We start from the raw sequence: 24,198 nt of genomic DNA, 5'->3' as shown, positions 1-24,198 counted from the left end.
TGCTCAGAGGACTGGATCTACACATGAACAACGTTCCGCTGGTCATCGGCGTGATCGGCGCCGGCCGGGTCGGCGCCGTGCTGGGTGCGGCCCTGCGCGACGCGGGTCACCGCATCGAGGCCACCGCCGCCGTCTCCGCGGCTTCCCGCGAGCGCGCCGGGCGGCTGCTCCCGGGCGTGCCGATCCGCCCGGCGCACGAGGTGGCCCGCGCCGCGAAGGACCTGCTGCTCCTGGCCGTGCCGGACGACGCCCTCCGCGCGGTGGTCGCGGGCCTGGCCGAGACCGGCGCCCTGTCCGAGACCCGCATGGTCGCCCACACGTCCGGCGCGCACGGCGTGGCGGTCCTGGGCGACGTCAAGGGCCTGGCCCTGCATCCGGCGATGACCTTCACGGGCGGCCCCGCCGACCTGGATCGGCTGCCGGGCATCGCCTGGGGCATCACGGCCGACGACCGCCGCTTCGCTACCCGCCTGGTCGCCGATCTGGGCGGTGTCCCGGAGTGGATCGCCGAGGCCGACCGGCCGCGCTATCACGCCGCCCTGGCTCACGGCGCCAACCACCTGGTGACGCTGGTCAACGAGGCGGCCGCGATCCTGCGCGCCGCCGGCGTCGAGCACCCCGAGGCCGTTCTCCGCCCACTGCTCACCGCGGCGCTGGACAACGCGCTGCGGCTGGGCGACGCGGCCCTGACCGGCCCGGTGTCCCGTGGTGACGCCGGCACGGTGCGCCGCCATCTGGCCGCCCTTCCGCCCGAGTCGTTGCCCACCTATCTGGCCCTGGCCCGCCGCACCGCCGACCGGGCGATCGCATCGGGCCGCCTGCGCCCCCAGGATGCCGCCCACCTGCTGGACGTCCTGGCGCACGTGACGGAGGCGGTTCGATGACCGAGCTGGTGACCGAAAAGGCCGCCCTGAAGGCCCTGCCGGGCACGACGGCCGTGGTGATGACCATGGGCGCGCTGCACGACGGGCACCGTGAGCTGATGCGGGCCGCCCGGGCGCACGCCGACCGGCTGATCGTGACGATCTTCGTGAACCCGCTGCAGTTCGGTCCGGACGAGGATTTCGACCGCTATCCCCGTACCCTCGACAAAGATCTTGAACTTTGTGCCGCCGAGCGGGCCGATGTGGTCTTCGCGCCGAGTGTCGACGAGATGTATCCCGGTGGGCTGCCGGCGGTGCGGGTCGAGGCGGGCGCGCTGGGCGAGGTCTTCGAGGGCGCCAGCCGTCCCGGCCACTTCACCGGCGTGCTCACCGTCGTCTGCAAGCTGCTGCAGCTCACCCGGGCGGACGTGACGTTCTTCGGCGAGAAGGACTTCCAGCAGCTCGCGCTGGTCCGGCGGATGGTGCGTGACCTGGACCTCCCGGTCGATGTGCGCGGGGTGCCGACGGTGCGCGAGCCGGACGGTCTGGCCCGGTCCAGCCGCAACCGGTACCTGTCGGTGGCCGAGCGCGAGGCCGCGCTCACGCTGTCCCGGGCGCTCCACGCGGGTGCGGCTCAGGTCACTGCCGAGGGTGCGCTGTCGGCCGCCCACAAGATCCTCGACGAGGGTACGGGCGTCCGGCTCGACTACCTGGCTCTGACCGACCCGCTGCTCGGCCCCGCCCCGGCGACCGGTCCCGCCCGCCTGCTGGTGGCCGCCCGCGTCGGCGCCACCCGCCTGATCGACAACGTCCCCCTGGACCTGAAGGGCCCCTGATGCAGCGCACGATGCTGAAGTCCAAGATCCACCGCGCCACGGTCACCCAGGCCGACCTGCACTACGTGGGTTCGGTGACGGTCGACGAGGATCTGCTGGACGCCGCCGACATCCTCCCCGGCGAGAAGGTGGCGATCGTCGACGTGACGAACGGCGCCCGCCTGGAGACCTACACGATCGCCGGTGCGCGAGGCTCCGGCGTGCTGGGCATCAACGGCGCGGCCGCCCATCTGGTGAAGCCGGGCGACCTGGTGATCCTGATCGCGTACGGCGTGATGGACGACGCCGAGGCCCGCTCCTACCAGCCCCGGGTCGTCCACGTGGACCCGGACAACAAGATCCTGGACCGCAACAGCGACCCGGCCACCGCCGCTCCGGGCGTACCCGGCGTCTAAGCCTTCTCTTCGAAGGTCTGCACCAACCGGCCGCGAGCGTCGATGGCGTCGAGCAGATGCCCGCGCCACTCGTCGGCCGCCGTCGGGTAGTCCTCACGCCAGTGGCAGCCACGCGTCTCCAGGCGCGTGGCCGCCGAGGCCACCAGCGTCGACGCCACGGTCAGCAGGTTCGTCGACTCCCACGCGGCGTTGTTCGGCCGGGCCCGCTCGCCGCCCAGCCGGCCGAGTTCCTTGGCGGTCGCCGCCAGCGAGTCGGCCGAGCGCAGCACGCCCGCCCCGCGCGTCATCGCCCGCTGCAGGTCCGGCCGGGACGATGCCGGGATCACCCACGACTCGGCCTTGACCGGCGCCGGGTCGGCCCGCGCCGGCGGCTCCCGCCCGATGTCGTCGGCGATCCGTTTGGCGAAGACCAGCCCCTCCAGCAGCGAGTTGCTGGCCAGCCGGTTGGCGCCGTGCACGCCCGTGCAGGCCACCTCGCCGCAGGCGTAGAGCCCGGCGATGCTCGTCCGGCCGTGCAGGTCGGTGCGCACGCCACCGGAGGCGTAGTGCGCGGCCGGCGCCACCGGGATCAGTTCGGTGGCCGGGTCGATGCCCGCCGACCGGGTGGACGCCACGATCGTCGGGAAGCGGTGCTCCAGGAAATCCTTGCCCAGGTGCCGGGCGTCCAGGTAGACGTGGTCGGCGCCGGTGGCGCGCAGCACCCGGTGGATGCCCTTGGCCACCACGTCCCGGGGTGCGAGCTCGGCCAGCTCGTGCTGACCCACCATGAAGCGTTTGCCGGTCTCGTCGACCAGGTGCGCGCCTTCGCCGCGCAGCGCCTCCGAGATCAGCGGCCGCTGCACCGAGGTGATGCTCGCGGTCACGAACGACGTCGGGTGGAACTGCACGAACTCCACATCCGTGACCGTGGCGCCGGCCCGCAGCGCCAGCGCCACCCCGTCGCCGGTGGAGACCGACGGGTTGGTGGTCGACGAGTACACCTGACCCATGCCGCCGGTCGCCAGCACCACGGCCCGGGCCAGGATCGCGCCCACGCCGTCGTCGGCGCCCTCACCCAGCACGTGCAGCGTGATGCCGCAGGCCCGGCCGTTCGCCGTCCGCAGCAGGTCGAGGACCAGGGCGTGCTCGACCAGCCGGATCCACGGGTCGCGGTGCACCGCCTCGTGCAGGGCGCGCTGGACCTCCGCCCCGGTGGCGTCGCCGCCGGCGTGCACGATCCGGTCGGCCCGGTGGCCGCCCTCCCGGGTGAGCATCAGCGACCCGTCCGGATGCCGGTCGAAGGCGGCGCCGATCCGCATCAGCTCGCGTACGCGTGCCGGACCCTCCTCGACCAGGACCCGGACCGCACGCGGGTCGCAGAGCCCGACCCCGGCGATCTCGGTGTCGTTGGCGTGCGCCTCCGGCGTGTCGAGCGGATCGAGCACCGCCGCGATGCCACCCTGCGCCCAGCGGGTGGACCCGTCGTCGATGTTGACCTTGGTGACGACGGTGACGTGCAGTCCCCGCTCCCGCAGGTGGAGCGCGGCGGTCAGCCCGGCCACGCCGGAACCGACGACCACGACGTCGGTGGTCTCCGTCCAGCCCGGCTCGGGTGCGGCCAGACGACGGGGCAATGCGGGGAGATCCATCCGCTCAGTGTTCATCGACGGCACGAAAGTTTCGACAGTCGGGCCGCCAATAGTGCGCTCCGTTACTTGAACTGAACCGGCAGTCCCTTGACGCCGACGCCCCTGATCGAGGCGGTCAGCTCGGCGCCGTCCAGCCACGCGTAGCAGCGGACCTGGTGGTCTCCGAGCGCCCACACGTCCTCGCCGCCGGGCAGCGACACCACGCCGCTGCGGAACTGCAGGTCGGCGTCGTCGGGCACCTTGGCGTACGCGGCGACCAGCTTGCGGCATCCGGTGTGGAAGGCGGCCCACTGCTTGTCGGTCTTGGGGTAGACCAGCGACTTAGCGTCCCAGACCCCGACGAACTCGCCGTTGTGCCGGGCGCCGCAACTGGCCGCCGGCATCGTGCTGATCGCGCCCGCCGAGTCCAGCTGGATGGCGTAGCACCCGAGCTCGAGCCCCGATCCGGCCGCCTTCAGCGCGTCCCGGACCGTGCCCAGCCGCATGACCAGCCCGCCGTCGTCCTCGACCGAGCTGATCTCCAGCACTTCGCACCGGAACCACCGGGCCCCGCCGGTCCAGGCGGCCGGCGACGGATGCGTCACACCGATCCAGAACCGTCCCGTCCGCCACTGCGCGCCGACGTAGGCCGTCGTCTTCTGATCGCAGACCCGGTAGGCCGCGCCGGCTCCGGCGGATCCCTCGGCCGGTGGGGTGTCGGCTACGGCGGCCGGGTCCTGGTACTCGCCGACGAACACGGTCTCGGTCCGGTGCTTGAGGTCGCAGTCCACCTCTTCGTAGGCGGCCCGCGTACCGGTGGCCGAGTAGTTCCCCAGGTGACAGGTCTCCGCGACGGGTGTGAATCCGGTCGGCGCCGGAATGGCCGCCCATCCGTCGGTCAGGTTGCCGTCGACCCCGCCGGGGTTGCCACAGCCGGCCAGCGTCACCACGAGCGCACCGACCACCCACCCCCGAAACCGCACGACCCCGACCCCTCAGCAATGTCCGTTTTGTCGATCATAGGGCAAATGCCAAGAGCTTGATGTCGCATCGGGGTGGGTGGTACAGACCGCTGCTCTCGCCGAGGGTCGCTTCGCTCCACGTGCGTAAATGGTTGCGCTCCCCAAAACCGCGGGGGCCGGACGTGGAGGAGACTGCTGTGACAGGGCTGGATGCGGCTGCGGTGGAGCGGATCATCGGCACGGCGCTCGCCGAGGACCTGGGCGACCCGCCCCGGGACGTGACCAGCGAGGCGACCATCCCCGCCGATCAGGTCGACACCGCCGAGCTGGTCGCCCGCGCGCCCGGTGTGGTCGCCGGCCTGGAGGTCGCCGCGCGGGTCTTCGCGGCAACCTCGGGCGGGACCGCCACCTTCGAGCAGCTCGTGGCCGATGGGACGGCCGTGACGAGGGGTGACGTCCTCGCCCGCGTCACCGGGCCCACCCGCGCGCTGCTGACCGCCGAGCGGACCGCGCTCAACCTGCTCTGCCGGATGTCCGGGGTCGCCACCCACACCCGGCGCTGGGCGGACGTGCTGGCCGGCACCAAGGCGACCGTTCTGGACACCCGTAAGACCACGCCGGGGCTGCGGGCGCTGGAGAAGTACGCGGTGCGGGCCGGCGGCGGCACGAACAAGCGGATGGGCCTCTACGACGTCGCCATGATCAAGGACAACCACAAGCTGGCTGCGGGAAGCATCACAGCGGCCTACCGGCGCGTACGCGAGACCTTCCCGGACGTCGGGGTCCAGGTCGAGGTGACCACGGTGGCCGAGGCGGTGGAGGCCGTGGAGGCGGGCGCCGACTTCCTGCTGTGCGACAACATGCGCCCTGACCTGCTGCGGGAAGTCGTGGCGGCGGTAGGGGACCGGGCCGAGCTGGAGGCCACCGGCAACCTGACGCTGGAGACGGCCGCGGACTACGCCGCCACCGGCGTGGACTATCTCTCGGTGGGCGGGCTCACGCATTCCTCGCCGATTCTCGACATTGCGATGGATCTACGAGCGCGCTGACGCTCGCGGCAGTGAACAATCGGTTCCGTGCTGCTTTGTATCGACATCGGGAACACGAACACCGTGCTGGCCACCTTCGACGGGGACAAGCTGGTGCACAACTGGCGGATCAAGACCGACGCCCGGTCGACCGCGGACGAGCTCGGGCTGATGTTCCGCGGGCTGCTCGCCGGCGACGCGGTGGAGGTGTCGGGCGTGGCCGCCTGTTCGACCGTTCCCGCGGCGCTGCGCAGCCTGCGGACGATGCTCGCCCGCTACTACGGCGACCTGCCCAACGTGGTGGTCGAGCCGGGTGTGAAGACGGGCGTGCAATTGGCCATCGACAATCCGAAGGAGGTGGGCGCCGACCGGGTGGTGAACACGCTCGCGGCGCACGCGCTCTACGGCGGGCCGTCGATCGTCGTCGACTTCGGCACCACCACCAACTTCGACGTGATCAGCGCGAAGGGTGAGTTCCTCGGCGGGGCGTTCGCGCCGGGCATCGAGATCTCGTTCGACGCGCTGGCCGCCCGGGCCGCGCAGCTGCGCAAGGTGGAGCCCGCCCAGCCACGCTCGGTGATCGGCAAGAACACCGTCGAGTGCCTGCAGTCGGGCATGTACTTCGGGTTCGCCGGCCAGGTGGACCGGATCGTCGAGCGGATGACCGAGGAGCTGGGGTCGGTGCGCGCGGTGATCGCGACCGGCGGCCTGGCGGGGCTGGTCAAGGAGGAGTGCCGGACCATCACCGCATACGAGCCGATGATCACGCTGATCGGCCTGCGGATGGTCTACGAGCGCAACGTCTAGTTTCGGCGGCGCATTTATCTCGACGAGGAAACGTCGATGTTGCGGTTGCCGCACGCCTGCGCCACTGCCCGCCCATTAGTGACGCACAGCAACGCGGTTGATCTAGATCCGTATCTGCGCATCGCGCCGGAACTTTCCGCCGGGCGCCCGGCGGAAATGGAAATCCTGTTTCCGCTCGTCGGTCCGGGTGAGTGGCGACGATAAATCTGCCACCCTCCATTGACGGACGGCGCGGGCAGCAAGTTATTGTTCACCTGATAAAGCGCGGGATACACCGCGCGATGCTCGGAAGGATAACGGCGCGTGGCGAAGCAGATCATTCACAAGCTGGTCGATGACCTCGACGGCGGTGACGCCGACGAGACCGTCAAGTTCGCCCTCGACGGCATTCAGTACGAGATCGACCTGTCGGGGAAGAACGCCGCGAAATTGCGGGATGTGTTCGCACCCTTTGTCGGATCCGGCAGCAAGGTCGCGCGCGGTGGTGTCGTGGTCGGCGGGCGTGCCGCCCGGGGCCGGGGTGGCGCGACGGCCGACCGGGAGCAGAACAAGGCGATCCGGGACTGGGCGAAGAAGAACGGCAAGGACATCTCCGACCGGGGTCGCATCCCGCAGGAGATCGTGGACGAGTTCCATGCGAAGGGTCCGGGCCGGGGCTGAACCGCCCGCTCACACGTGTGGAGGGTCCGCGGCGCGAGAGCGCGCCGCGGACCCTCGCGCTTTTCGCCCAGCGTCCGGTCCGGGTGCGTACGGTTATCCACAGGGGTGGACAACGTTGTCCACAGGCTGTGGACAACGAGCGATCTCGTCCTAATTTCGCTGTGCGCGTACTCGATCGGGGTGGGGAACACCTGGTCAGCGTGCGAAGTTGGGGAGAACATCGGCGCCAGGGTGTCCCGCTCGAGCTGGTGAGCCCCCAGCGGACGCACCCGGCGGCGATAGAGTTACAGCACGGGCATCACCGATGCCCGTGCGCTGGCCCCGCCAGTTCAGAGAAGCTGAGCCTTGGCGCACGGCACGTGAGGAGCACGAGGGCATGTTCGAGCGGTTCACCGACCGAGCGCGACGGGTTGTCGTCCTGGCCCAAGAAGAGGCCCGGATGCTCAACCACAACTACATCGGGACAGAGCACATCCTGCTCGGCCTGATCCACGAGGGCGAGGGCGTCGCCGCCAAGGCTCTGGAGAGCCTGGGCATCTCCCTCGAAGGGGTCCGGCAGCAGGTCGAGGAAATCATCGGCCAGGGCCAGCAGGCGCCGAGCGGGCACATCCCGTTCACGCCGCGCGCCAAGAAGGTGCTGGAGCTCTCGCTCCGCGAGGCGCTGCAGCTGGGCCACAACTACATCGGCACCGAGCACATCCTGCTCGGCCTGATCCGTGAGGGCGAGGGCGTCGCCGCCCAGGTGCTGGTCAAGCTCGGCGCCGACCTCAACCGGGTCCGCCAGCAGGTCATCCAGCTGCTCTCCGGCTACCAGGGCAAGGAGCCGGCCGCGGCCGGCGCCGCAGCCGGCGAGGCCGCGCCGTCCACGTCCCTGGTCCTGGACCAGTTCGGACGCAACCTGACGCAGGCCGCCCGCGAGGGCAAGCTCGACCCGGTCATCGGCCGGGAAAAGGAAATCGAGCGGGTCATGCAGGTGCTGTCCCGCCGTACCAAGAACAACCCCGTGCTCATCGGCGAGCCGGGCGTCGGCAAGACCGCCGTCGTGGAGGGCCTGTCCCAGTCCATCGTCAAGGGCGAGGTGCCCGAGACGCTGAAGGACAAGCAGCTCTACACGCTCGACCTGGGCGCGCTGGTCGCCGGTTCCCGTTATCGCGGTGACTTCGAGGAGCGCCTGAAGAAGGTGCTCAAGGAGATCCGCACCCGCGGCGACATCATCCTGTTCATCGACGAGATCCACACCCTGGTCGGCGCCGGCGCCGCCGAGGGCGCGATCGACGCCGCGTCGATCCTCAAGCCGATGCTGGCTCGTGGCGAGCTCCAGACCATCGGCGCGACGACCCTCGACGAATACCGCAAGCACCTGGAGAAGGACGCCGCTCTCGAGCGTCGCTTCCAGCCGATCCAGGTGGGCGAGCCGTCGCTGGCACACACCATCGAGATCCTCAAGGGCCTCCGCGACCGGTACGAGGCGCACCACCGGATCAGCATCACCGACGCCGCCCTGGTGGCCGCCGCGACGCTGGCCGACCGGTACATCTCGGACCGCTTCCTGCCGGACAAGGCGATCGACCTGATCGACGAGGCCGGCGCCCGGATGCGCATCCGCCGGATGACCGCGCCGCCGGACCTGCGTGACTTCGACGAGCGCATCGCCCAGGTGCGGCGCGACAAGGAGTCCGCGATCGACGCGCAGGACTTCGAGCGGGCCGCCCAGCTGCGCGACAAGGAGAAGCAGCTCCTCGGCCAGAAGGCGCAGCGGGAGAAGGAGTGGAAGGCCGGCGACCTCGACGTCGTGTCCGAGGTCGACGACGAGCAGATCGCCGAGGTCCTGGGCAACTGGACCGGCATCCCGGTCTACAAGCTGACCGAGGAGGAGACCTCCCGGCTGCTCCGCATGGAGGATGAGCTGCACAAGCGGGTCATCGGCCAGGAGGACGCGGTCCAGGCGGTGTCCAAGGCGATCCGGCGTACCCGGGCCGGCCTGAAGGACCCGAAGCGCCCGTCCGGCTCGTTCATCTTCGCCGGCCCGTCCGGTGTCGGTAAGACCGAGCTGTCCAAGGCGCTGGCCGAGTTCCTCTTCGGCTCCGAGGACGCGCTGATCCAGCTGGACATGTCCGAGTTCCACGACCGGTACACGGTGTCCCGCCTGGTCGGTGCCCCTCCCGGTTACGTCGGTTACGACGAGGGTGGCCAGCTCACCGAAAAGGTGCGCCGCAAGCCGTTCTCGGTGGTCCTCTTCGACGAGATCGAAAAGGCTCACCCGGATGTCTTCAACACCCTCCTCCAGATCCTGGAGGACGGCCGTCTCACCGACGGTCAGGGCCGCATCGTGGACTTCAAGAACACGGTGATCATCCTGACCACCAACCTCGGTACGCGGGACGTGGCGAAGGCCGTGTCGCTCGGCTTCCAGGCCTCCGAGGCCGAGGAGTCGAACTACGAGCGGATGAAGCAGAAGGTCAACGACGAGCTGAAGAACCACTTCCGCCCGGAGTTCCTGAACCGCATCGACGACACGATCGTCTTCCACCAGCTCCGCCAGAACGAGATCCTGCAGATCGTCGACATCTTCGTCTCCCGGATCGAGACCCAGCTCAAGAACAAGGACATGGGTCTCGAGCTGACCGACAACGCGAAGAAGTACCTGGCGAACAAGGGCTTCGACCCGGTGCTGGGCGCCCGGCCGCTGCGCCGGACCATCCAGCGCGATCTGGAGGACACCCTGTCCGAGCAGATCCTCTTCAACGAGCTGCGCCCCGGCCAGATCGTGGTCGTGGACTGCGAGGGCGACCCGGCGAACATCGAGAAGAGCAAGCTGACGTTCACCGGGGCCGAGCGTGGCTCCAGCGTTCCGGACGCGGTTCCGGCCGACCTCGGCGCGGGCACGCCCGAGACCACCGAGTAAGGCTCAGTTTCAAGGACGGCCCGGCGGGTTCCGATCCGCCGGGCCGTTTCACGTCCCCGTCGCCGGTGCGTCTCCGGCCAGGACGAACTCGTCGCCGTGCGGCTCGACCAGGCCGTCGTCGACCAGCCCGGCCAGTGCCCGGGCCCGCTGGACCTCGTCGCTCCACACCACGTCGAGGCGCTGGCGGGGGACCGGGCCGGTGGCGTGCCGCAGCACCTCGAGGAGCAGGCCGCGGACCTGCCGGTCGGTGCCGGCGTAGCGCTGCGGTTTGCGGCTGGGCCCGTCCGGGAGTTCCTTGCCGGAGGCGCGCCACAGGCAGACGGACTCCAGCGGGCAGATCCGGCACCTGGGGTTGCGGGCGACGCAGACGATGGCGCCGAGTTCCATGAAGGCAATCGACGCGCGCGCGGCTCTGGGAGGGTCGGCGGGCAGCAGATCCTCGACGGCGACGAGGTCCGCCGCGGTGGTGGCCGGTCCGGCGTCCGGCTGTCCTTCCACCACCCGGGTGACGACCCGGCGCACGTTCGTGTCCACGACCGGGTGACGTTGCCCGAAGGCGAAGGTAGCCACCGCCCGCGCGGTGTACGTCCCGATTCCCGGCAGGGCGAGCAGCTCGTCCAGGTCGGAGGGGACGTGGCCGCCGTGCTTCTCGGTCATCGCCACGGCGCACGCGTGCAGCCGCATGGCCCGCCGGGGATAGCCCAGCCGTCCCCACATCCGGATGGCCTCGGACGGCGGGTCGGCGGCCAGCGCGGCGGGCACCGGCCAGCGGGTCATCCACGAGCGCCAGGCCGGCTCCACCCGTACGACGGGGGTCTGTTGCAGCATCACCTCGCTGACCAGCACGCCCCATGGGCTGGTGTCGGGCTGCCGCCAGGGCAGATCTCGGGCATTTACGTCATACCAGGCGATGGCGTTGTCAGCGAGCGTCATAGCGCCCCCTACTGTAGGGCTGTGCACGAGCTAGCCATCACCGTGATCGGCCCGGACCGCACCGGGATCATCGCCGACGTCGCCGAGGCGCTGGCCGAGGTCGGCGCCAACCTCGCCGACTCCACCATGACCCGCCTGCGCGGGCACTTCGCGATGACCCTGATCTGCACGGGTCCGGCCGCCGAGGCGGTCGAGGAGGCGCTCGCACCCCTCACCGCCGACGGGCGGCTGGTCGCGACCGTACGCGCCGTGCGGCCCGAGGCCGACGCCGCCGCACAGGGTGAACCGTTCCTGGTCAGCGTCCACGGCGCCGACCGCCTCGGCATCGTCGCCGCGGTCAGCCGCGTGGTCTCGGCCGCCGGCGGCAACATCACCGACCTGACCACCCGGCTGGCCGGCCCGCTCTACGTCATCGTCGCCGAGGTCGACCTGGACCCGGCGCACGCCGACGGGCTGGCCGAGCAGCTGGCCGTGGCGGCCGCTGAACTGGCCGTGGACGTGACGATGCGCCGAGCCGAGTCGGAGATCCTGTGACCTCGGATCTCCTCGACTGGAAGCCCGAACTGCTCGGGGTCGAGGGCAACGTACGTGCGGTGGTCACCGCCCCGGCCACCGTGCTCGGCACGCCGGGCGAGGACGTGGACCCGGCCGACCCGGAAACCGTCCGGCTCGCCGCCGACCTGGTCGCCACCATGCGGGTGTCGCCCGGCTGCGTGGGCCTGGCCGCGCCGCAGCTCGGGGTGAGCGCCCGGATCTTCGTCGTGGACGTCACCCAGCACCCGAAGACGGTTACCACGCACGGGACGTTCGTGCTGTGCAACGCCGCGGTGGTGGAGGCGAGCCGGTGGCGGCCGGGCCGGGAGGGCTGCATGTCCGTGCCGGACCTGACCGGCGACGTGAAACGGGCCGGCCGCGTCGTCGTCGAGGGTGCGCTGCCCGGCTCGGGCGACCCGGTCCGGCTGGTCACCGACGCTTTCGAGGCGCGGGCGTTGCAGCACGAGATCGACCACTGCGGAGGGAAACTCTTCCTCGATCGGGTGGCCGGCGCTCACGCGATCTATCAGCGCAAGGTTTACCTATAAACGAAGCACCGTCGCGTCCCTCGGCGCGTCGCGTCGTTAGAACAAGGCCCTCCGCGTACGGTGAGGCCATCATGCGATCGACGGTCGGTCCCCTTTCTCCCGCCGTTTACTGGCGGCGCCGGGTCGTGGTGCTGGGAGCACTGCTGCTCGTCGTCATCCTGCTCTTCGTGTCGTGCGGCGGCGAGGACGACAGCAAGAAACGCGGGTCCGGCAAGGGCACGGCGGCGTCCCAGGCGCCGACCCCCGAGCCGGATGATTCCAGCAGCCCCGAGGCGGAGCCGTCGTTCACCGACGACAAGCCCGCGGGCCCGGGCGCGCCAGATCCCGGCTCGTCGCAGTCCGGCGTGCCCGATCCTGGCCCCGGCACCGCACCGTCCGGCGGCACCGTGACCGGCACGAACAACAACGTGACCGCGCCCGCCGACGGCTCCTGCGCCGACCAGGAGATCACGCTGACCCCGATCGCGGCGTCCACGACCATCAAAAAGGGCACGTCGGTCGGCTTCCGGCTCAAGATCAAAAACGTTTCGGCCCGCTCATGTACGCGTGACCTCGGCGCCGGCGCGCAGGAGCTCTACGTGGACCAGGGCGCCCGCAAGTTCTGGTCGTCGGACACCTGCAGCACCGACCGCAGCAAGAACGTGGTCACGATGCGACCCGGCTCGGAATTCGAGTACACGGTCACCTGGAACGGCCGCCAGACCACCACGTGCACCGGCGGGATGCCGGGCGGCCCCGCGGCCCCCGTCGGCCAGTACGCACTGCGCGCCCGCCTCGACCGCAAGATCAGTGAGCCGGTGACCCTCACCGTCGCCGCGTGAAGGCGCTGATCTTCGACTTCGACGGTCTCCTGATGGACACGGAGACCACGCTGCTGGAGAGCTGGCGGCACGCCTGGCGCCGGCACGGCCTGGAACTCGACCCGGCAGGTTTCTTCGCCGACCACGGCGGCGACATGACCGCCCATCACCACGAGCTGCTCGCGGCGGCGGTCGGCCCGTCCTACGACCAGGCAGCCAGTCAGGCCGCGCGGACCGCGTACCGGAACGAATTGCACCGAACGCTGAACCTGGCGCCCGGCGTCGAGGGTTGGTGGGCGCGGGCCGAGGAACTCGGCCTGCGGCTGGCGGTGGCGAGCAGCTCACCCGAGTCGTGGGTGCGCGGCCACCTGGACCGCGTCGGCGTGCTCGAGTCCATCGAGGTGACCGCCTGCGGCGACGAGGTGGCGGCGCACAAACCGGACCCGGCCGTCTACCACCTGGCCCTGACCCGGCTCGGCGTCGCCCCGTCGGAGGCGATCGCCTTCGAGGACACCCCGCACGGCGTGGCCGCGGCCCAGGCGGCCGGCCTGTTCTGCGTGGCCGTCCCCAACCCCTACCTGGCCGCCGGCCGTTTCCCGCACGCCGACCTGCTCCTGCCCAGCGCCACCGCGATGCCCCTGGACGAGATCCTGCGAAAATCGGGTCGCGACGACGAAGCGGGCATGTGACGATCCGCCGATGACGTCGCAACTGTGGGACAGCTTCCGCGCCGAGGGCTACGACGAGGGCACCGACCGGATGCCCACCGACGCCGCCGTCGACTTTCTGGCCGCACTCGCCCCCGGCGGCAGCGCCGTGGAGTTCGCGATCGGCACCGGCCGCGTCGGCGTCCCCCTCAGCCACCGCGGCGTCACCGTGGCCGGCATCGACACCTCGGTGGCGATGCTCGACCAGCTCCGCCCCAAGCCCGGCGCCGACCGCATCACCATCGTCGAGGGCGACATGTCCATCGACCGCGTCCCCGGCGCCTTCGACCTGGCCTACCTGGTCTTCAACACGATCACCAACCTGCTCACCCAGCAGTCCCAGGTCGACTGCTTCCGCAACGCCGCCGCCCACCTCCGCCCCGGCGGCCACTTCGTGATCGAGTGCTACGTCCCCGACCTGCGCCTCCTACCCATCGGCGCGGTGGCCGTCCCGTTCGCGGTGGAGGACGAGTACGTCGGCTTCGACACCTACGACATGCTCACCCAGCGCCAGACCTCCCACCACTTCACCGTCGCCGAGGGCAGATCCCGCGCAGTCCGCTCCGAGCACCGTTACGCCTGGCCCTCCGAGATGGACCTGATGGCCCAGCTGGCCGGCCTGACCCTCACCGAACGCTGGGCCGACTGGACCCGCGCCCCCTTCACCGCCGACAGCAGGTCACACGTCTCGGTCTGGGAGAAGCCCCTCTGACGGCGCGCCACCAGCTGATGGCCGCGGTCCAGGGCGGAGAACCAGCTCTCGTCGGCGCCCGATATCACGTTCTCGCGCTGCTGCGCCGGCGAGCCCGCGCGCTTGCGGATCCCTTGCAGCCACCAGTCGTAGTAGAGACCGCCGGACACCGGTCAGCTTGCCGTCGACCGGCTGCGGCCAAAAGGTGCGCCCGGGCGGCTTCTGTTCGCCGCCCGACGGCTCACCGCCGTCATCGCGCCACCCGCCGGGCCAGCACCTGCGCGGTGGCGTCGGCCATCGGTTGGAAGATCGGCTTCGTCACGGTCGTGAACAGGGCGGTCAGGTCGGCGCCGGCCGTTTCCGGTGAACCGGTGTTGAAGGGAGGCTTCGGGTTGTACTCCATCCCCAGCTGGACGAACTCGGCGACCTCCCGGCCGAGGACCTCTCCCACAACTGCCAACCCGAAGTCGATGCCGGCGGTTATGCCGCCTCCGGTGATCCGGTTCCGATCCATGCAGACACGCTTGGTGGACACCTCGACGCCCAAGGCGGCCAGGAGGTCGCGCGACGCCCAGTGTGTCGCGGCGCGGTAGCCGTCCAACAGGCCCGCTGCCGCGAGGATGAGCGCACCGCTGCACACCGACGTGACATATCGCGCGGTCGCGGCACGGGCACGCAAGAAGTCTCGCAGCTTGATGTCGAGCATGGCGTCCCCGACTGAGCCGCCGGGCACGCAGACGATGTCCAGGTCCTGCGGACAACGTTCGATGGTGACATCGGGCGGGAGGCGGATGCTGGTGTCCGTGCTGATCGGAGTCAAGGTTTCGGCGACGAGCTGGACGTTCATGCCCGCGAGAGCGAACGCGGTGTGCGGTCCGATGACATCGAGCAGCGTCACGCCGTCGAACACGACGATGCCGGCGGTCACCACCGGCCGGTCGGGCAGGCCGGGTACCGGCGCGGATGGTTGGTCGGACATCGGCTCTCCCAAGGTGAGAAACAGGTGTGACGGGCCGGGCGGCGAGCTGAACCCGTTCACGATGATCGTGGCGCCGCACCTTGGGTGGCCATGGGCATTGTTGCCGCTTAACGAAATTTTCGTGCCACCGCCGTCAACTGTCACATTCAGCGATGTCACGAATTGCGCGGCCGTTGGCATTCCAGCCGCTTGTGATCGTTCCTCGGCCTGGACAGAGTCGGTGTCATGATCACGATTCCGTCGATGCTTTCCGAGCCCTTCGCCGTCGAGACCCTCCAATTCCTGAGGTCAGCGGTGCCCGAACCGGTGGCCAACCACTGCATCCGTTCGTACGTCTACGCCGAACTCCTCATCGACGAGTGGCACATGCGCGATCACCAGGAGTACCAGCCTCTCGAAGTCTTCTACGCGGTGACGCTGCACGACGTCGGGCTCGGCCCCGCCGGAGCGGAGCGGCCCGACCGGTTCGAGGTGGCCAGCGCCGACCTGGCTGGTGAGTTCCTGCAACGGCAGGACATCGGCCCGACCGAGATCGACCGGATCTGGGACGCGATCGCTTTGAACACCTCGACCGGCATCGCGCACCGCCGGAACTTGCTGTGTCGCGTCACCGCCGTGGCGACGGGGGTCGACTTCGGCGCGGACTCGGATTTCGTCACCGATGAGATGGCCGCCGGCCTGCACGGCCGCTATCCGCGTCGGGGAACCGCGTCAGCGATGCAGGCCGCCATCGTAGGGCAGGCGAGAGTCAACCCGGCCAAGGCGCCGATCGGCTCGCTGGCTCTCTATCTCCTCAAGACGGCGAACACCGGATTCGACGAGAATGTAGCGGCCCGGTGGGGCGACTGAAAACGGCGCGAAGAGTGGCAGGGTCCGCATCCGTTGGCCCGTCGGCGGCGGCTATCACCTATGGTCGCGGGCTGAATCCGTACTGTTTGCGGTACGACGAAGGACTCAAACCGCACTGCTGACCGAAATGGGTGCGGAAGTTCGCCGCCGAGCCCAAGCCACACATGCGGGCGACCTGCTCGACCGGCGCGTCCGTCTGCTCGAGCAACTGCTTCGCATGATCGATTCGCGCCCGTTGCAGCCATTTCATGGGTGGCAGCCCGGTCTCGGCGATGAAGCGCCGAATGAAGGTGCGCTGGGAAAGGTGTGCGTGAGAGGCCAAGTCACGCAGCGTCAACGGCTCACCGAGACGCTCGATTGCCCAGGCCCGGGTGGCCGCCAGCGAATCGGCCTGCGCCACCGGAAGGTGCCGCTCGATGAACTGGGCCTGACCCCCGCCGCGGTGCGGTGCGGCGACCGCGTTGCGAGCGGCCTGATTGGCGACCGCGGCCCCGTAGTCCTTCCGTACCAGGTGCAGGCACAAGTCGATGCCCGCGGACGTGCCCGCGGACGTCAACACCGTCTCCTCGTCGACGAAGAGCACGTCTTGATCGACCGTGATATCCGGATGCTCGCGGGCCAGGCGTTCCGTGTACAACCAGTGTGTCGTCGCGTGCCGCCCCTCCAGCAGTCCCGCCTCGGCGAGCGCGAAGGCGCCGACGCACAACGACACCACGCGTTGGGACCGCTGCGCACAGCGGTGCAGAGCATCCGCGACATCCGGCGGAAGTCCTCGATCGACGGCGTACGCAGGAACGAGCACCGTGTCCGCCCGCCCCAGATCATCCAGCGTACCGGCCCCGCTGAGCCGCACTCCGCCATTCGCCAGCACCCCCTCGCGGGCCGCGGTCACCACGGACACCGCGTACCGGTCGTCGAGAGAGCCGAGAATCGTGAGAGGCATACCCAACTCGAACGGGAGCACACCGTCGAGGGCAAGAACGGACACCCGATGACCGGTCATGGCAAAAAGCTAGCGCAGGACGGCGAACTTGCCTATCGTGCCCGGAGCCGACCAGAACCAGGATCCCTTCCATGGATCTCGCACCCGGCCTGGCCGACCCCGCCCTGCAGTCGTCAACCCTGCGCAAACTCGTGGTTGAGCACGTCTCCCGGAGCGAACCGGCCGCCGTCGCGCACCACAGCCTCCGTACCTACTTCTTCGCCACCAAGGCGGCCGAGTTCCGCCGACTCCGGCGAGATGTCGACTACGACGACGATGCGCTGTTCTTCGCCACGGTGCTGCACGACCTCGGACTCACCCGCGAAGGTGATATCCGCCCGGACCGCTTCGAGATAGCCGGCGCCGACCTGGCTGTCGAATTCCTGCGCGAGCACGGGGTGCAGCCGGAAACCACCGACCTGGTCTGGGACGCGATCGCGCTCCACACCGTTCCCGGGCTCGCTCAACGCAAAAGCATCCTCTGCGACCTCACGTTCGCGGGTAGCGCCCTCGACTTCGGACAGGACTCCGACTTCCTCTCCGAACAGGACGCGGCCGCGATCAACGACGCCTTCCCCCGCCTCGACGTCGTCCCCGTGATGACCGGCCTCGTCGTCCGGCAGGCCGAGCGCAACCGCGCCAAGGCCCCGCACCTCTCGGCCGCCGACATCTTCTACCGCGCAGTCCACGGCGGCGACCCCGACTTCCTATCCCGGTGGGGCAATTCCTGATGGTGCGTGCTCATCAGCACGCCGCCGGGGCGCGTAACGGGGGCTCTCCAGCAAGGTTTCGCAGGCACGTCAAGGTCTGGGTCGCTCCCGCGGGGGCGGGCGCCGTCAGACGTAGCGCTCGAGGATCGAAGCCTCGGCCAGGCGGGACAGGCCCTCGCGGACCCCTCGGGCGCGGGCGTCCCCGACGCCCTCGACGGCCTGCAAGTCTTCGACCGTGGCGCCGAGGAGGCGTTGGAGGCTGCCGAAGTGGCCGACCAGGCGGTCGACGATCGGGCCGGGAAGGCGCGGGACCTTGGCCAGCAGGCGGAAGCCTCGGGGGCTGACCGCGGCGTCCAAGGCGTCGGTGGCGCCGGCGTAGCCGATCGCCTTGGCCACCGCGACCAGGTCGATCATCTCGGTGGCGGTGAGCAGGTCGAGTTCGACCAGGGCCTCGTCGAGGGTGCGCGCCTTGCGGCCGGTCGGCAGGTAGTCGCGGATGACCAGGGTGCGGTCGGCGTCGACGCCGGCCATCAGTTCGTCGAGCTGGAGGGCGAGGAGGCGGCCGTCGGTGCCGAGCTCGACCACGTAGCCGGAGATCTCGTCGGCGATGCGGCGGACCATTTCGAGCCGCTGGACGACGGCGACCGCGTCGCGGACGGTCACCAGGTCTTCGATCTCGAGGGCGGACAGGGTGCCGGACACCTCGTCGAGCCGCAGCTTGTAGCGCTCCAGCGTGGCCAGCGCCTGGTTGGCGCGGGACAGGATGGCGGCCGAGTCGTCGAGGACGTGGCGCTGGCCGTTCACGTACAGCCCGATGATGTGCATGGACTGGCTGACCGAGATGACCGGGAAGCCGGACTGCTTGGCGACCCGCTCGGCGGTGCGGTGCCGGGTGCCGGACTCCTCGGAGGGGATCGCCGGGTCGGGCATCAGGTGCACGGCGGCCCGCACGATCTTGGTGCCGTCGCTGGACAGGACGACCGCGCCGTCCATCTTGCACAGCTCGCGGAGGCGGGTGGCGGAGAACTCGACGTCGAGGGCGAAGCCGCCGGTGCAGATGCTTTCGACGACCGCGTCGTGACCCAGAACGATCAGCGCGCCGGTGCGTCCGCGGAGGATCCGCTCGAGGCCGTCGCGCAGGGCGGTGCCGGGCGCCATCAACGCGAGATTGGCCCGCAGCGGGTCGGCGGTGACGCCGCCGCCGGTCAGCCCGGGCGGGCTGGGAACGATCCCACGGGACGCCGAACCGTTGACGCCCGGGCGTGTCACATTGCTGGGCGCGGCGGGCTTCGAAGGATCACGGTCGAGCGGCACCAACACATTCTACGGACTGTCAACCAGGTCAACGAGGCGCGGTGCGAGGAATGCTCCGTAGCGTGATGATCCGTGACCTTGCGTGATCACTTGGCGGAGAGGCTGGCCGCCGATCGCAACGCTGTGCGCAGGTCGCCGACCTCGATGACCTCCATGCCGCGGGGCGTGTCGCCGGCACAGCCGGGCGGCACCAGCGCCGCCTTGAAGCCGAGCCGCACCGCCTCGGCCAGCCGCCGCCCGACGGCGCCGACCCGGCGGATCTCGCCGGTCAGCCCGACCTCGCCGATCGCCACCAGATGGGGAGCCATCGCCAGGTCAAGGCCACCGGACGCGACCGCGAGCGCCACCGCCAGGTCGGCGGAGGGCTCGACCAGCCGGATGCCGCCGACGGTGGCCGCGAACACCTCGCGGTTGTAGAGCTTGAGCTGTTTGGTGCGGCGCTCGAGCACGGCCAGCACCATGGCCAGCCGGGCACTGTCGAGGCCGGACACGGTCCGCCGCGGCGAACCCTGCACCTCCGCGCCGATCAGCGCCTGCACCTCGGTGACCAGTGCGCGACGGCCCTCCATGGCGACCGTCACACATGTGCCGGGCACCGGCTCCTGATAGCGGGTGAGGAACAGCCCGGACGGGTCGGCGAGGCTGCTGATGCCGCCCTCGTGCATCTCGAAGCAGCCCACCTCGTCGGCGGCGCCGTACCGGTTTTTCACACCACGCACCAGGCGCAGCGCGGAATGCTTGTCACCCTCGAAGTGCAGCACCACGTCGACCAGGTGCTCGAGCACGCGGGGACCGGCGACCTGACCGTCTTTGGTCACGTGACCGACGAGCACGACGGCGATGCCGCGCTCCTTGGCCACGGCGACGATGGCGGCGGTGACCGCGCGGACCTGGGTGACGCCGCCGGGCACGCCCTCGGTGCCGGGCATCGAGATGGTCTGTACCGAGTCGAGCACCAGCAGGCCGGGCTTGACCGCGTCGAGGTGGCCGAGCACCGCGTCGAGTGAGCTCTCCGAGGCCAGGTAGAGCCGATCGTGCAGGGCGCCGAGCCGCTCGGCGCGCAGCCGCACCTGGCTCACCGACTCCTCACCGCTGACCACGAGGGACGGTGAGCCCGCACCGGCCGCCCACTGCTGGGCCACGTCGAGCAGCAGCGTGGACTTGCCGACGCCGGGCTCGCCCGCGAGCAGCACCACCGCCCCGGGGACCAGGCCGCCACCGAGCACCCGGTCGAGCTCGCTGACGTTGGTCGGCACCGCCTTGGCCGGGGCGGCGCTGATCTGGGAGATGGGACGGGCCGGCTCGGACGGCAGGCGGGAGGCGACGACGCGGCCGGACACCAGGGGACCGGTCACGGTGGACTCGATCACCGAGCCCCACTCGTTGCACTCCGGGCAGCGGCCCAGCCATTTCGGCGGCTGGTGTCCGCAGGCGTCGCAGACGTAGGCCGGCTTGGGCGCCTTGGTGGAGGCGCGAGTTGTCGTCACCGGGCCAAGCTATCCGGCCGGTACGACAACTTACTCGTGCTCGACGCCCTCGTTCTCGGCCGAGCCACGCGGCGCGGGCGAGAGCGGAACGCCGACCGGCGCCTGGAGCTCCAGCGGCTGAGCGCCGTTGCTGAACTCGAAGACCAGGTTGACCGACTGGCCGGCGACCACCGGGCCGGTGAGGCCGGAGGCGATCAGCTGCTGCTTGTCACCGGGCAGGAAGGACGCGGAGCCCATCGGCTCGAGCGTGATCCGGGCCGGTTCCAGCTGCGTCTGCGCCGGGGCCGGCGGCGGCAGGGCGGGGGCGGACGAGGCGTCGCCCGAGGGCACGTTGTCCGGCGTCTCGGTGTCCGGTGTAGCCGGCGGACGGCTGCCGGACGGCTCGGCGGCGGCGCTCGGCGGGGTGCTCGGGGTGCCGCCGGTCAGACCGACCCGGCCGGCCGCGACGACGCCCTGGCCCTCGGTGGCGCCGGACAGCGGCCGGCTGGTGATCGTCACCACGACCTGCTCGGTGGTCTGGTTGAACAGACCGACCTCGAGCTGCGCGTCGCTGTTGGCCGCGTACCCCTTCACGTCCTTGTAGACGACCAGCAGGTTGCGCACCACCACGCTGTCGTTCGAATTGTTCGCGTTCACGCCCGAGTTGGACGGCTTCTTCAATGCGGTCTCGGCGACCTGGCCGGCACTGCAGCCGGTCAGCGCGATGGCGGCGACCGCGACGGAACCCGCGAGCAGCACGGTGGACCGGCGACCAGAGAAGCGCATCGTTCAGCCTCCAACTCAAGGACAGTGGCTGAGGGTCAGCCTAGAGGTCCCTGATCCGGCCCGTGCGGCGACCCAGCCAATCAACGGAGGATCAACGGACCGGCCCGCTGAAGATCAGCAACACCACGTCGATCAGGGCCACCACGATCACGGCGCGGAACATCGCCACCGCGCGCCCGTTCGCTTTGCGAGCCGCGTACCAGCCGAGGGGAAGGACCACGACGGCGGCCGCGCCCGCGGCCAGGCCGGACCACGACGGCGGCCCGGGCGGCCCGAGGACCAGCGCGAGCGTCGCACCCAGCAGGAGCACCGCGGCGGCGATCTGGGAACCGGTGGCGCCGAGCCGATGCGGCAGGCCACGCACCCCGGTCGCGGCGTCGTCGGCCAGGTCGGGCAGCACGTTGGCGAAATGCGCGCCCCCGCCCAGCAGCGCCCCCGCCGCCACCAGCCAGATCGGCGGCGTGGGATGGCCGGGCAGCGCCACCACCACGAACGCCGGCAGCAGCCCGAACGCGACCAGGTAGGGCACCACCGACAGCGCCGTCGACTTCAGCGGCCAGTCGTAGAGCAGCGCGAAGACCCCGACCAGCGTGATGCAGACGGTCGCCGCCGCGCCGAACGGCAGCCCCAGCACCGGGATGAGAAGCGCGGAGATCAAACCCGCGATGCCGACGGTACGGCGGGGAACGGCGCCCCGGGCCACCGGCTTGTCGGCCCGTCCCGCCGCGCGGTCCCGGTCGGCGTCCAGCCAGTCGTTGACCCAGCCGACCGAGAGCTGGGTGGCGCCGACCGCGGCCGCCACCCCGAGGATCGCCCAGCCCCGATGTCCCGCGGCGACCGCCAGCAAGGTCATCGCCAGGGTGACGGCCCCGCCCGGCTCGGGGTGGGCGGAGCGGAGCAGCGCGAGAGCACGGGACATCCCTGCAGTGTGGTGGTTGGGCGCGGCCCGTGCCACGCTCGATCACATGCGGGCGCGAAACGACCCCGGACAGTACGACGAGCTGGCCGGCGAGTGGTGGCGGCCGGGCGGCACCTTCGAGCTGCTGCACTGGCTGGCGGCCGCCCGCGGGGCGCTGATCCCGCCGGCGACCCGGCCGGCGGCGGTGCTGGTCGACGCCGGCTGCGGCGGTGGCCTGCTCGGCCCGCACGTGGCTCGGCTCGGCTACCGGCACGTCGGCGTGGACCTGCGCCGGCCGGGCCTGGAACAGTCCGCCGCCCGGGACATCACCCCGGTCAACGGCGACGTCACCGCCCTGCCCCTGGCCACCTCCTGTGCCGACGTGGTCGCCGCCGGCGAGATCCTCGAGCACGTCACCGACCTGCCCGGCGCGGTCGCCGAGCTGAGCCGGGTGCTGCGCCCGGGTGGACTGGTCGTGCTCGACACCTTGAACGACTCCGCGCTCGGCCGCTTCATCACGGTCACCGCGGGCGAGGGGCTCGGCATAGCCCCGCACGGCCTGCACGACCCGGAGCTGTTCGTGAAGCCGCGGCGGCTCATCGACGAATTTCGCCGTCATGGAGTTGATCTGCGAATCCGGGGTATCCGCCCGACCATGACGGGGTTGCTGCGCTGGCTGACGGGCCGGCCGCCGGCCGGTGGCGGCCCGTTCGGCCGGATGGTCCCGACCTTCTCCTCCGCGGTGCTTTATCAAGGGCGAGGGCGCAAGCGAGAGGGGTACGCATGATCGACGAGGCCCGGCGGCTGGCGCCCCGGTTCGCCGCCCGCGCCGCCGAGCACGACCGGGACGGCAGCTTCCCCGCCGACGACTTCGCCGACCTGCGCCGATCCGGGCTGTTCGGGCTGATGGCGCCCGCCCGGCTGGGCGGTGCGGGCGCCGGGTTCGCCGACTACGCCGCGATCGCGTACGAGCTGGCCCGCGGCAACGGCGCCACCGCGCTCGTCTTCAACATGCACGCCTCGGTCACCGGCGCCCTGGCCGCCGTCACCGACGACCTGGCCGACGTGCTGGGCCTGCCGCCCGAGGCGCTGACCGCCCGCGACGACTACCTGCGCGCGGCCGCCGAGGGCCACTGGTACGCGGTCGCGATGAGCGAACGCGGCGCCGGTTCCCGGCTGTCCCAGCTCAGCACCAGCTACGACAGGGTGGACGGCGGCTACCGGATCACCGGCAGCAAGACGTTCTGCTCGGGCGCCGGGCACGCCGACGGCTACCTGGTCGCCGCCCGCAGCGCGGCCGACCCCACGCAGGTCAGCCAGTTCATCGTGCCGCCCGGCGACGGGCTGCGCGTGGAGCAGACCTGGGACGCGCTGGGCATGCGCGCCACCGGATCGCACGACCTGCACCTGGATGTGACCGTGCCGGAGGGTGCGCTGCTCGGCGGCGTCGAGGGCCTGGCGCTGGTGGTCGCGCAGCTCGCGCCGCACTGGATGGTGGCCAGCTACGCGGCCGTCTACACCGGGGTGGCCCGGTCGGCCGTGGACGCGGCGGTGGGCCACGTCAACAAGCGCGAACTGGGGCACCTGCCGGCCGTACGCGCAAGAATCGGCCGGGCCGACGCCCAGGTCGCGGCCGCCCACCTCGCCGTTTCCGAGGCGGCCCGCAGGGTCGACGAGGTGCCCGGCGACGCCGAGACCAACCGCTGGGTGTGGCGGGCGAAGCTGCTCGCCGGCACCACCGCCGCCGACGTGGCGGCATCCATGCTCGAGGCGGCCGGGACGTCGGCGATGCGCCGCGGCCACCCGCTCGAACGGCTCTATCGCGACGCCCGCGCCGGCTCCCTGCAGCCGGCCACCTCGGACGTGTGCGCGGACTGGCTGGGCGTGGACGCGCTCGGCGGCGATCCCGACTCGGAGGGGTCGGCGCCACGCTGGTAG

General features: G+C 70.9%; 25 protein-coding genes. 16 read left to right on the top strand and 9 right to left on the bottom strand.

Annotation, left to right across the window (positions count from 1 at the left end; all coding sequences use genetic code 11):
* Positions 1-23 precede the first annotated feature (23 nt).
* From QSK31_RS21355 to panD, 3 genes are read left to right on the top strand one after another with little or no spacing between them, the layout of a single operon-like run.
* The gene (locus tag QSK31_RS21355; protein WP_285686018.1) at positions 24-884 is read left to right on the top strand and encodes a Rossmann-like and DUF2520 domain-containing protein; all 861 of its coding nucleotides are present in this window, start codon (positions 24-26) and stop codon (positions 882-884) included.
* Positions 881-1,699 carry a pantoate--beta-alanine ligase gene (gene panC, locus QSK31_RS21350; RefSeq protein ID WP_285686017.1) on the top strand — a complete coding sequence of 273 codons (819 nt, stop codon included), beginning with the start codon at positions 881-883 and terminating at the stop codon, positions 1,697-1,699. Before QSK31_RS21355 ends, panC begins: the two co-directional genes overlap by 4 nt.
* Positions 1,699-2,094: an aspartate 1-decarboxylase gene (gene panD, locus QSK31_RS21345; protein ID WP_285686016.1), complete on the top strand. Its 396-nt coding sequence runs from the start codon at positions 1,699-1,701 to the stop codon at positions 2,092-2,094. Before panC ends, panD begins: the two co-directional genes overlap by 1 nt.
* Here the strand turns inward: panD and QSK31_RS21340 are convergent.
* Positions 2,091-3,737, bottom strand: a complete 1,647-nt coding sequence (locus QSK31_RS21340) for an L-aspartate oxidase (RefSeq protein WP_285686015.1) — start codon at positions 3,735-3,737, stop codon at positions 2,091-2,093. The two genes, panD and QSK31_RS21340, sit on opposite strands and share 4 nt — an antisense overlap.
* Before the next feature lie 47 nt (positions 3,738-3,784).
* Entirely contained in the window at positions 3,785-4,684 is a 900-nt protein-coding gene (locus QSK31_RS21335; protein WP_285686014.1) for a septum formation family protein, read from the bottom strand.
* Between the two features lie 176 nt (positions 4,685-4,860).
* Between QSK31_RS21335 and nadC the strand changes: the two genes are divergently transcribed.
* From nadC to QSK31_RS21315, 4 genes are all read left to right on the top strand, one after another.
* Positions 4,861-5,712 carry a carboxylating nicotinate-nucleotide diphosphorylase gene (gene nadC / locus QSK31_RS21330; protein ID WP_285686013.1) on the top strand — a complete coding sequence of 284 codons (852 nt, stop codon included), beginning with the start codon at positions 4,861-4,863 and terminating at the stop codon, positions 5,710-5,712.
* Between the two features lie 27 nt (positions 5,713-5,739).
* A complete protein-coding gene (locus tag QSK31_RS21325; protein WP_285686012.1) occupies positions 5,740-6,498 on the top strand; it encodes a type III pantothenate kinase in 759 nt (252 codons plus the stop codon).
* Between the two features lie 303 nt (positions 6,499-6,801).
* Positions 6,802-7,158, top strand: coding sequence for a histone-like nucleoid-structuring protein Lsr2 (locus QSK31_RS21320; protein WP_285686011.1), 357 nt, complete (start codon positions 6,802-6,804; stop codon positions 7,156-7,158).
* A gap of 376 nt (positions 7,159-7,534) precedes the next feature.
* On the top strand, positions 7,535-10,063 hold the full coding sequence (locus QSK31_RS21315) for an ATP-dependent Clp protease ATP-binding subunit (protein ID WP_285686010.1): 2,529 nt from the start codon (positions 7,535-7,537) through the stop codon (positions 10,061-10,063).
* A 48-nt stretch (positions 10,064-10,111) separates the two neighbouring features.
* Here QSK31_RS21315 and QSK31_RS21310 read toward each other — a convergent pair whose 3' ends face one another.
* Positions 10,112-10,996, bottom strand: a complete 885-nt coding sequence (locus QSK31_RS21310; RefSeq protein WP_285686009.1) for an HhH-GPD family protein — start codon at positions 10,994-10,996, stop codon at positions 10,112-10,114.
* A 21-nt stretch (positions 10,997-11,017) separates the two neighbouring features.
* Between QSK31_RS21310 and QSK31_RS21305 the strand changes: the two genes are divergently transcribed.
* The 5 genes from QSK31_RS21305 to QSK31_RS21285 all read left to right on the top strand — a co-directional run bounded on the left by QSK31_RS21305 (position 11,018) and on the right by QSK31_RS21285 (position 14,297).
* Positions 11,018-11,530, top strand: coding sequence for a glycine cleavage system transcriptional repressor (locus tag QSK31_RS21305; RefSeq protein ID WP_285686008.1), 513 nt, complete (start codon positions 11,018-11,020; stop codon positions 11,528-11,530).
* Positions 11,527-12,078 carry a peptide deformylase gene (locus QSK31_RS21300; protein WP_285686007.1) on the top strand — a complete coding sequence of 184 codons (552 nt, stop codon included), beginning with the start codon at positions 11,527-11,529 and terminating at the stop codon, positions 12,076-12,078. Before QSK31_RS21305 ends, QSK31_RS21300 begins: the two co-directional genes overlap by 4 nt.
* A gap of 71 nt (positions 12,079-12,149) precedes the next feature.
* Positions 12,150-12,899, top strand: coding sequence for an adhesin (locus QSK31_RS21295; RefSeq protein ID WP_285686006.1), 750 nt, complete (start codon positions 12,150-12,152; stop codon positions 12,897-12,899).
* Positions 12,896-13,567 (top strand): HAD family hydrolase, encoded by a 672-nt coding sequence (locus QSK31_RS21290; RefSeq protein WP_285686005.1) that lies wholly within the window; start codon positions 12,896-12,898, stop codon positions 13,565-13,567. Before QSK31_RS21295 ends, QSK31_RS21290 begins: the two co-directional genes overlap by 4 nt.
* Positions 13,568-13,577: 10 nt before the next feature.
* Positions 13,578-14,297 (top strand): class I SAM-dependent DNA methyltransferase, encoded by a 720-nt coding sequence (locus QSK31_RS21285; protein WP_285686004.1) that lies wholly within the window; start codon positions 13,578-13,580, stop codon positions 14,295-14,297.
* A gap of 229 nt (positions 14,298-14,526) precedes the next feature.
* Here QSK31_RS21285 and QSK31_RS21280 read toward each other — a convergent pair whose 3' ends face one another.
* A complete protein-coding gene (locus QSK31_RS21280; protein ID WP_285686003.1) occupies positions 14,527-15,435 on the bottom strand; it encodes a DJ-1/PfpI family protein in 909 nt (302 codons plus the stop codon).
* 45 nt (positions 15,436-15,480) lie between these two features.
* On the opposite strand from QSK31_RS21280, the gene QSK31_RS21275 reads away from it, so the two are divergent.
* Positions 15,481-16,104: an HD domain-containing protein gene (locus QSK31_RS21275; protein WP_285686002.1), complete on the top strand. Its 624-nt coding sequence runs from the start codon at positions 15,481-15,483 to the stop codon at positions 16,102-16,104.
* Between the two features lie 58 nt (positions 16,105-16,162).
* Here QSK31_RS21275 and QSK31_RS21270 read toward each other — a convergent pair whose 3' ends face one another.
* Complete coding sequence (locus QSK31_RS21270) at positions 16,163-17,107, bottom strand: GlxA family transcriptional regulator (RefSeq protein WP_285686001.1); 945 nt, start codon at positions 17,105-17,107, stop codon at positions 16,163-16,165.
* 71 nt (positions 17,108-17,178) lie between these two features.
* On the opposite strand from QSK31_RS21270, the gene QSK31_RS21265 reads away from it, so the two are divergent.
* Positions 17,179-17,817 carry an HD domain-containing protein gene (locus QSK31_RS21265; RefSeq protein WP_285686000.1) on the top strand — a complete coding sequence of 213 codons (639 nt, stop codon included), beginning with the start codon at positions 17,179-17,181 and terminating at the stop codon, positions 17,815-17,817.
* Between the two features lie 105 nt (positions 17,818-17,922).
* Here QSK31_RS21265 and disA read toward each other — a convergent pair whose 3' ends face one another.
* The 4 genes from disA to QSK31_RS21245 form a co-directional block, all read right to left on the bottom strand.
* A complete protein-coding gene (gene disA / locus QSK31_RS21260) occupies positions 17,923-19,110 on the bottom strand; it encodes a DNA integrity scanning diadenylate cyclase DisA (RefSeq protein ID WP_502872987.1) in 1,188 nt (395 codons plus the stop codon).
* An 86-nt stretch (positions 19,111-19,196) separates the two neighbouring features.
* Complete coding sequence (radA, locus tag QSK31_RS21255) at positions 19,197-20,597, bottom strand: DNA repair protein RadA (RefSeq protein WP_285685999.1); 1,401 nt, start codon at positions 20,595-20,597, stop codon at positions 19,197-19,199.
* 30 nt (positions 20,598-20,627) lie between these two features.
* Positions 20,628-21,362 carry a hypothetical protein gene (locus tag QSK31_RS21250; protein ID WP_285685998.1) on the bottom strand — a complete coding sequence of 245 codons (735 nt, stop codon included), beginning with the start codon at positions 21,360-21,362 and terminating at the stop codon, positions 20,628-20,630.
* Positions 21,363-21,453: 91 nt separating this feature from the next.
* Positions 21,454-22,281: a UbiA family prenyltransferase gene (locus QSK31_RS21245; protein WP_285685997.1), complete on the bottom strand. Its 828-nt coding sequence runs from the start codon at positions 22,279-22,281 to the stop codon at positions 21,454-21,456.
* A 46-nt stretch (positions 22,282-22,327) separates the two neighbouring features.
* Here QSK31_RS21245 and QSK31_RS21240 point away from each other — a divergent pair, with 46 nt between their 5' ends.
* Together QSK31_RS21240 and QSK31_RS21235 are read left to right on the top strand one after the other, a co-directional pair.
* The gene (locus QSK31_RS21240; RefSeq protein WP_285685996.1) at positions 22,328-23,047 is read left to right on the top strand and encodes a methyltransferase domain-containing protein; all 720 of its coding nucleotides are present in this window, start codon (positions 22,328-22,330) and stop codon (positions 23,045-23,047) included.
* The gene (locus QSK31_RS21235) at positions 23,044-24,198 is read left to right on the top strand and encodes an acyl-CoA dehydrogenase family protein (protein ID WP_285685995.1); all 1,155 of its coding nucleotides are present in this window, start codon (positions 23,044-23,046) and stop codon (positions 24,196-24,198) included. Before QSK31_RS21240 ends, QSK31_RS21235 begins: the two co-directional genes overlap by 4 nt.

It is taken from the genome of Actinoplanes sp. NBRC 103695, assembly GCF_030269485.1.
In the GTDB taxonomy this organism is placed as follows: Bacteria; Actinomycetota; Actinomycetes; order Mycobacteriales; family Micromonosporaceae; genus Actinoplanes.
Note: the sequence above shows the minus strand (reverse complement) of the source record. Positions and strands in the feature narration are given on the sequence as shown.

Bases quoted from the DNA above. Each gene is read 5' to 3' on its own strand.
- QSK31_RS21245 (WP_285685997.1), bottom strand. From the start codon at position 22,281: ATGTCCCGTGCTCTCGCGCTGCTCCGCTCCGCCCACCCCGAGCCGGGC.
- QSK31_RS21315 (WP_285686010.1), top strand. From the start codon at position 7,535: ATGTTCGAGCGGTTCACCGACCGAGCGCGACGGGTTGTCGTCCTGGCC.
- panD (WP_285686016.1), top strand. From the start codon at position 1,699: ATGCAGCGCACGATGCTGAAGTCCAAGATCCACCGCGCCACGGTCACC.
- QSK31_RS21355 (WP_285686018.1), top strand. From the start codon at position 24: ATGAACAACGTTCCGCTGGTCATCGGCGTGATCGGCGCCGGCCGGGTC.
- QSK31_RS21250 (WP_285685998.1), bottom strand. From the start codon at position 21,362: ATGCGCTTCTCTGGTCGCCGGTCCACCGTGCTGCTCGCGGGTTCCGTC.
- QSK31_RS21240 (WP_285685996.1), top strand. From the start codon at position 22,328: ATGCGGGCGCGAAACGACCCCGGACAGTACGACGAGCTGGCCGGCGAG.
- panC (WP_285686017.1), top strand. From the start codon at position 881: ATGACCGAGCTGGTGACCGAAAAGGCCGCCCTGAAGGCCCTGCCGGGC.
- QSK31_RS21285 (WP_285686004.1), top strand. From the start codon at position 13,578: ATGACGTCGCAACTGTGGGACAGCTTCCGCGCCGAGGGCTACGACGAG.
- QSK31_RS21265 (WP_285686000.1), top strand. From the start codon at position 17,179: ATGGATCTCGCACCCGGCCTGGCCGACCCCGCCCTGCAGTCGTCAACC.
- QSK31_RS21310 (WP_285686009.1), bottom strand. From the start codon at position 10,996: ATGACGCTCGCTGACAACGCCATCGCCTGGTATGACGTAAATGCCCGA.
- QSK31_RS21295 (WP_285686006.1), top strand. From the start codon at position 12,150: ATGCGATCGACGGTCGGTCCCCTTTCTCCCGCCGTTTACTGGCGGCGC.
- QSK31_RS21275 (WP_285686002.1), top strand. From the start codon at position 15,481: ATGATCACGATTCCGTCGATGCTTTCCGAGCCCTTCGCCGTCGAGACC.
- QSK31_RS21235 (WP_285685995.1), top strand. From the start codon at position 23,044: ATGATCGACGAGGCCCGGCGGCTGGCGCCCCGGTTCGCCGCCCGCGCC.
- QSK31_RS21340 (WP_285686015.1), bottom strand. From the start codon at position 3,737: ATGAACACTGAGCGGATGGATCTCCCCGCATTGCCCCGTCGTCTGGCC.
- QSK31_RS21270 (WP_285686001.1), bottom strand. From the start codon at position 17,107: ATGACCGGTCATCGGGTGTCCGTTCTTGCCCTCGACGGTGTGCTCCCG.
- QSK31_RS21280 (WP_285686003.1), bottom strand. From the start codon at position 15,435: ATGCCAACGGCCGCGCAATTCGTGACATCGCTGAATGTGACAGTTGAC.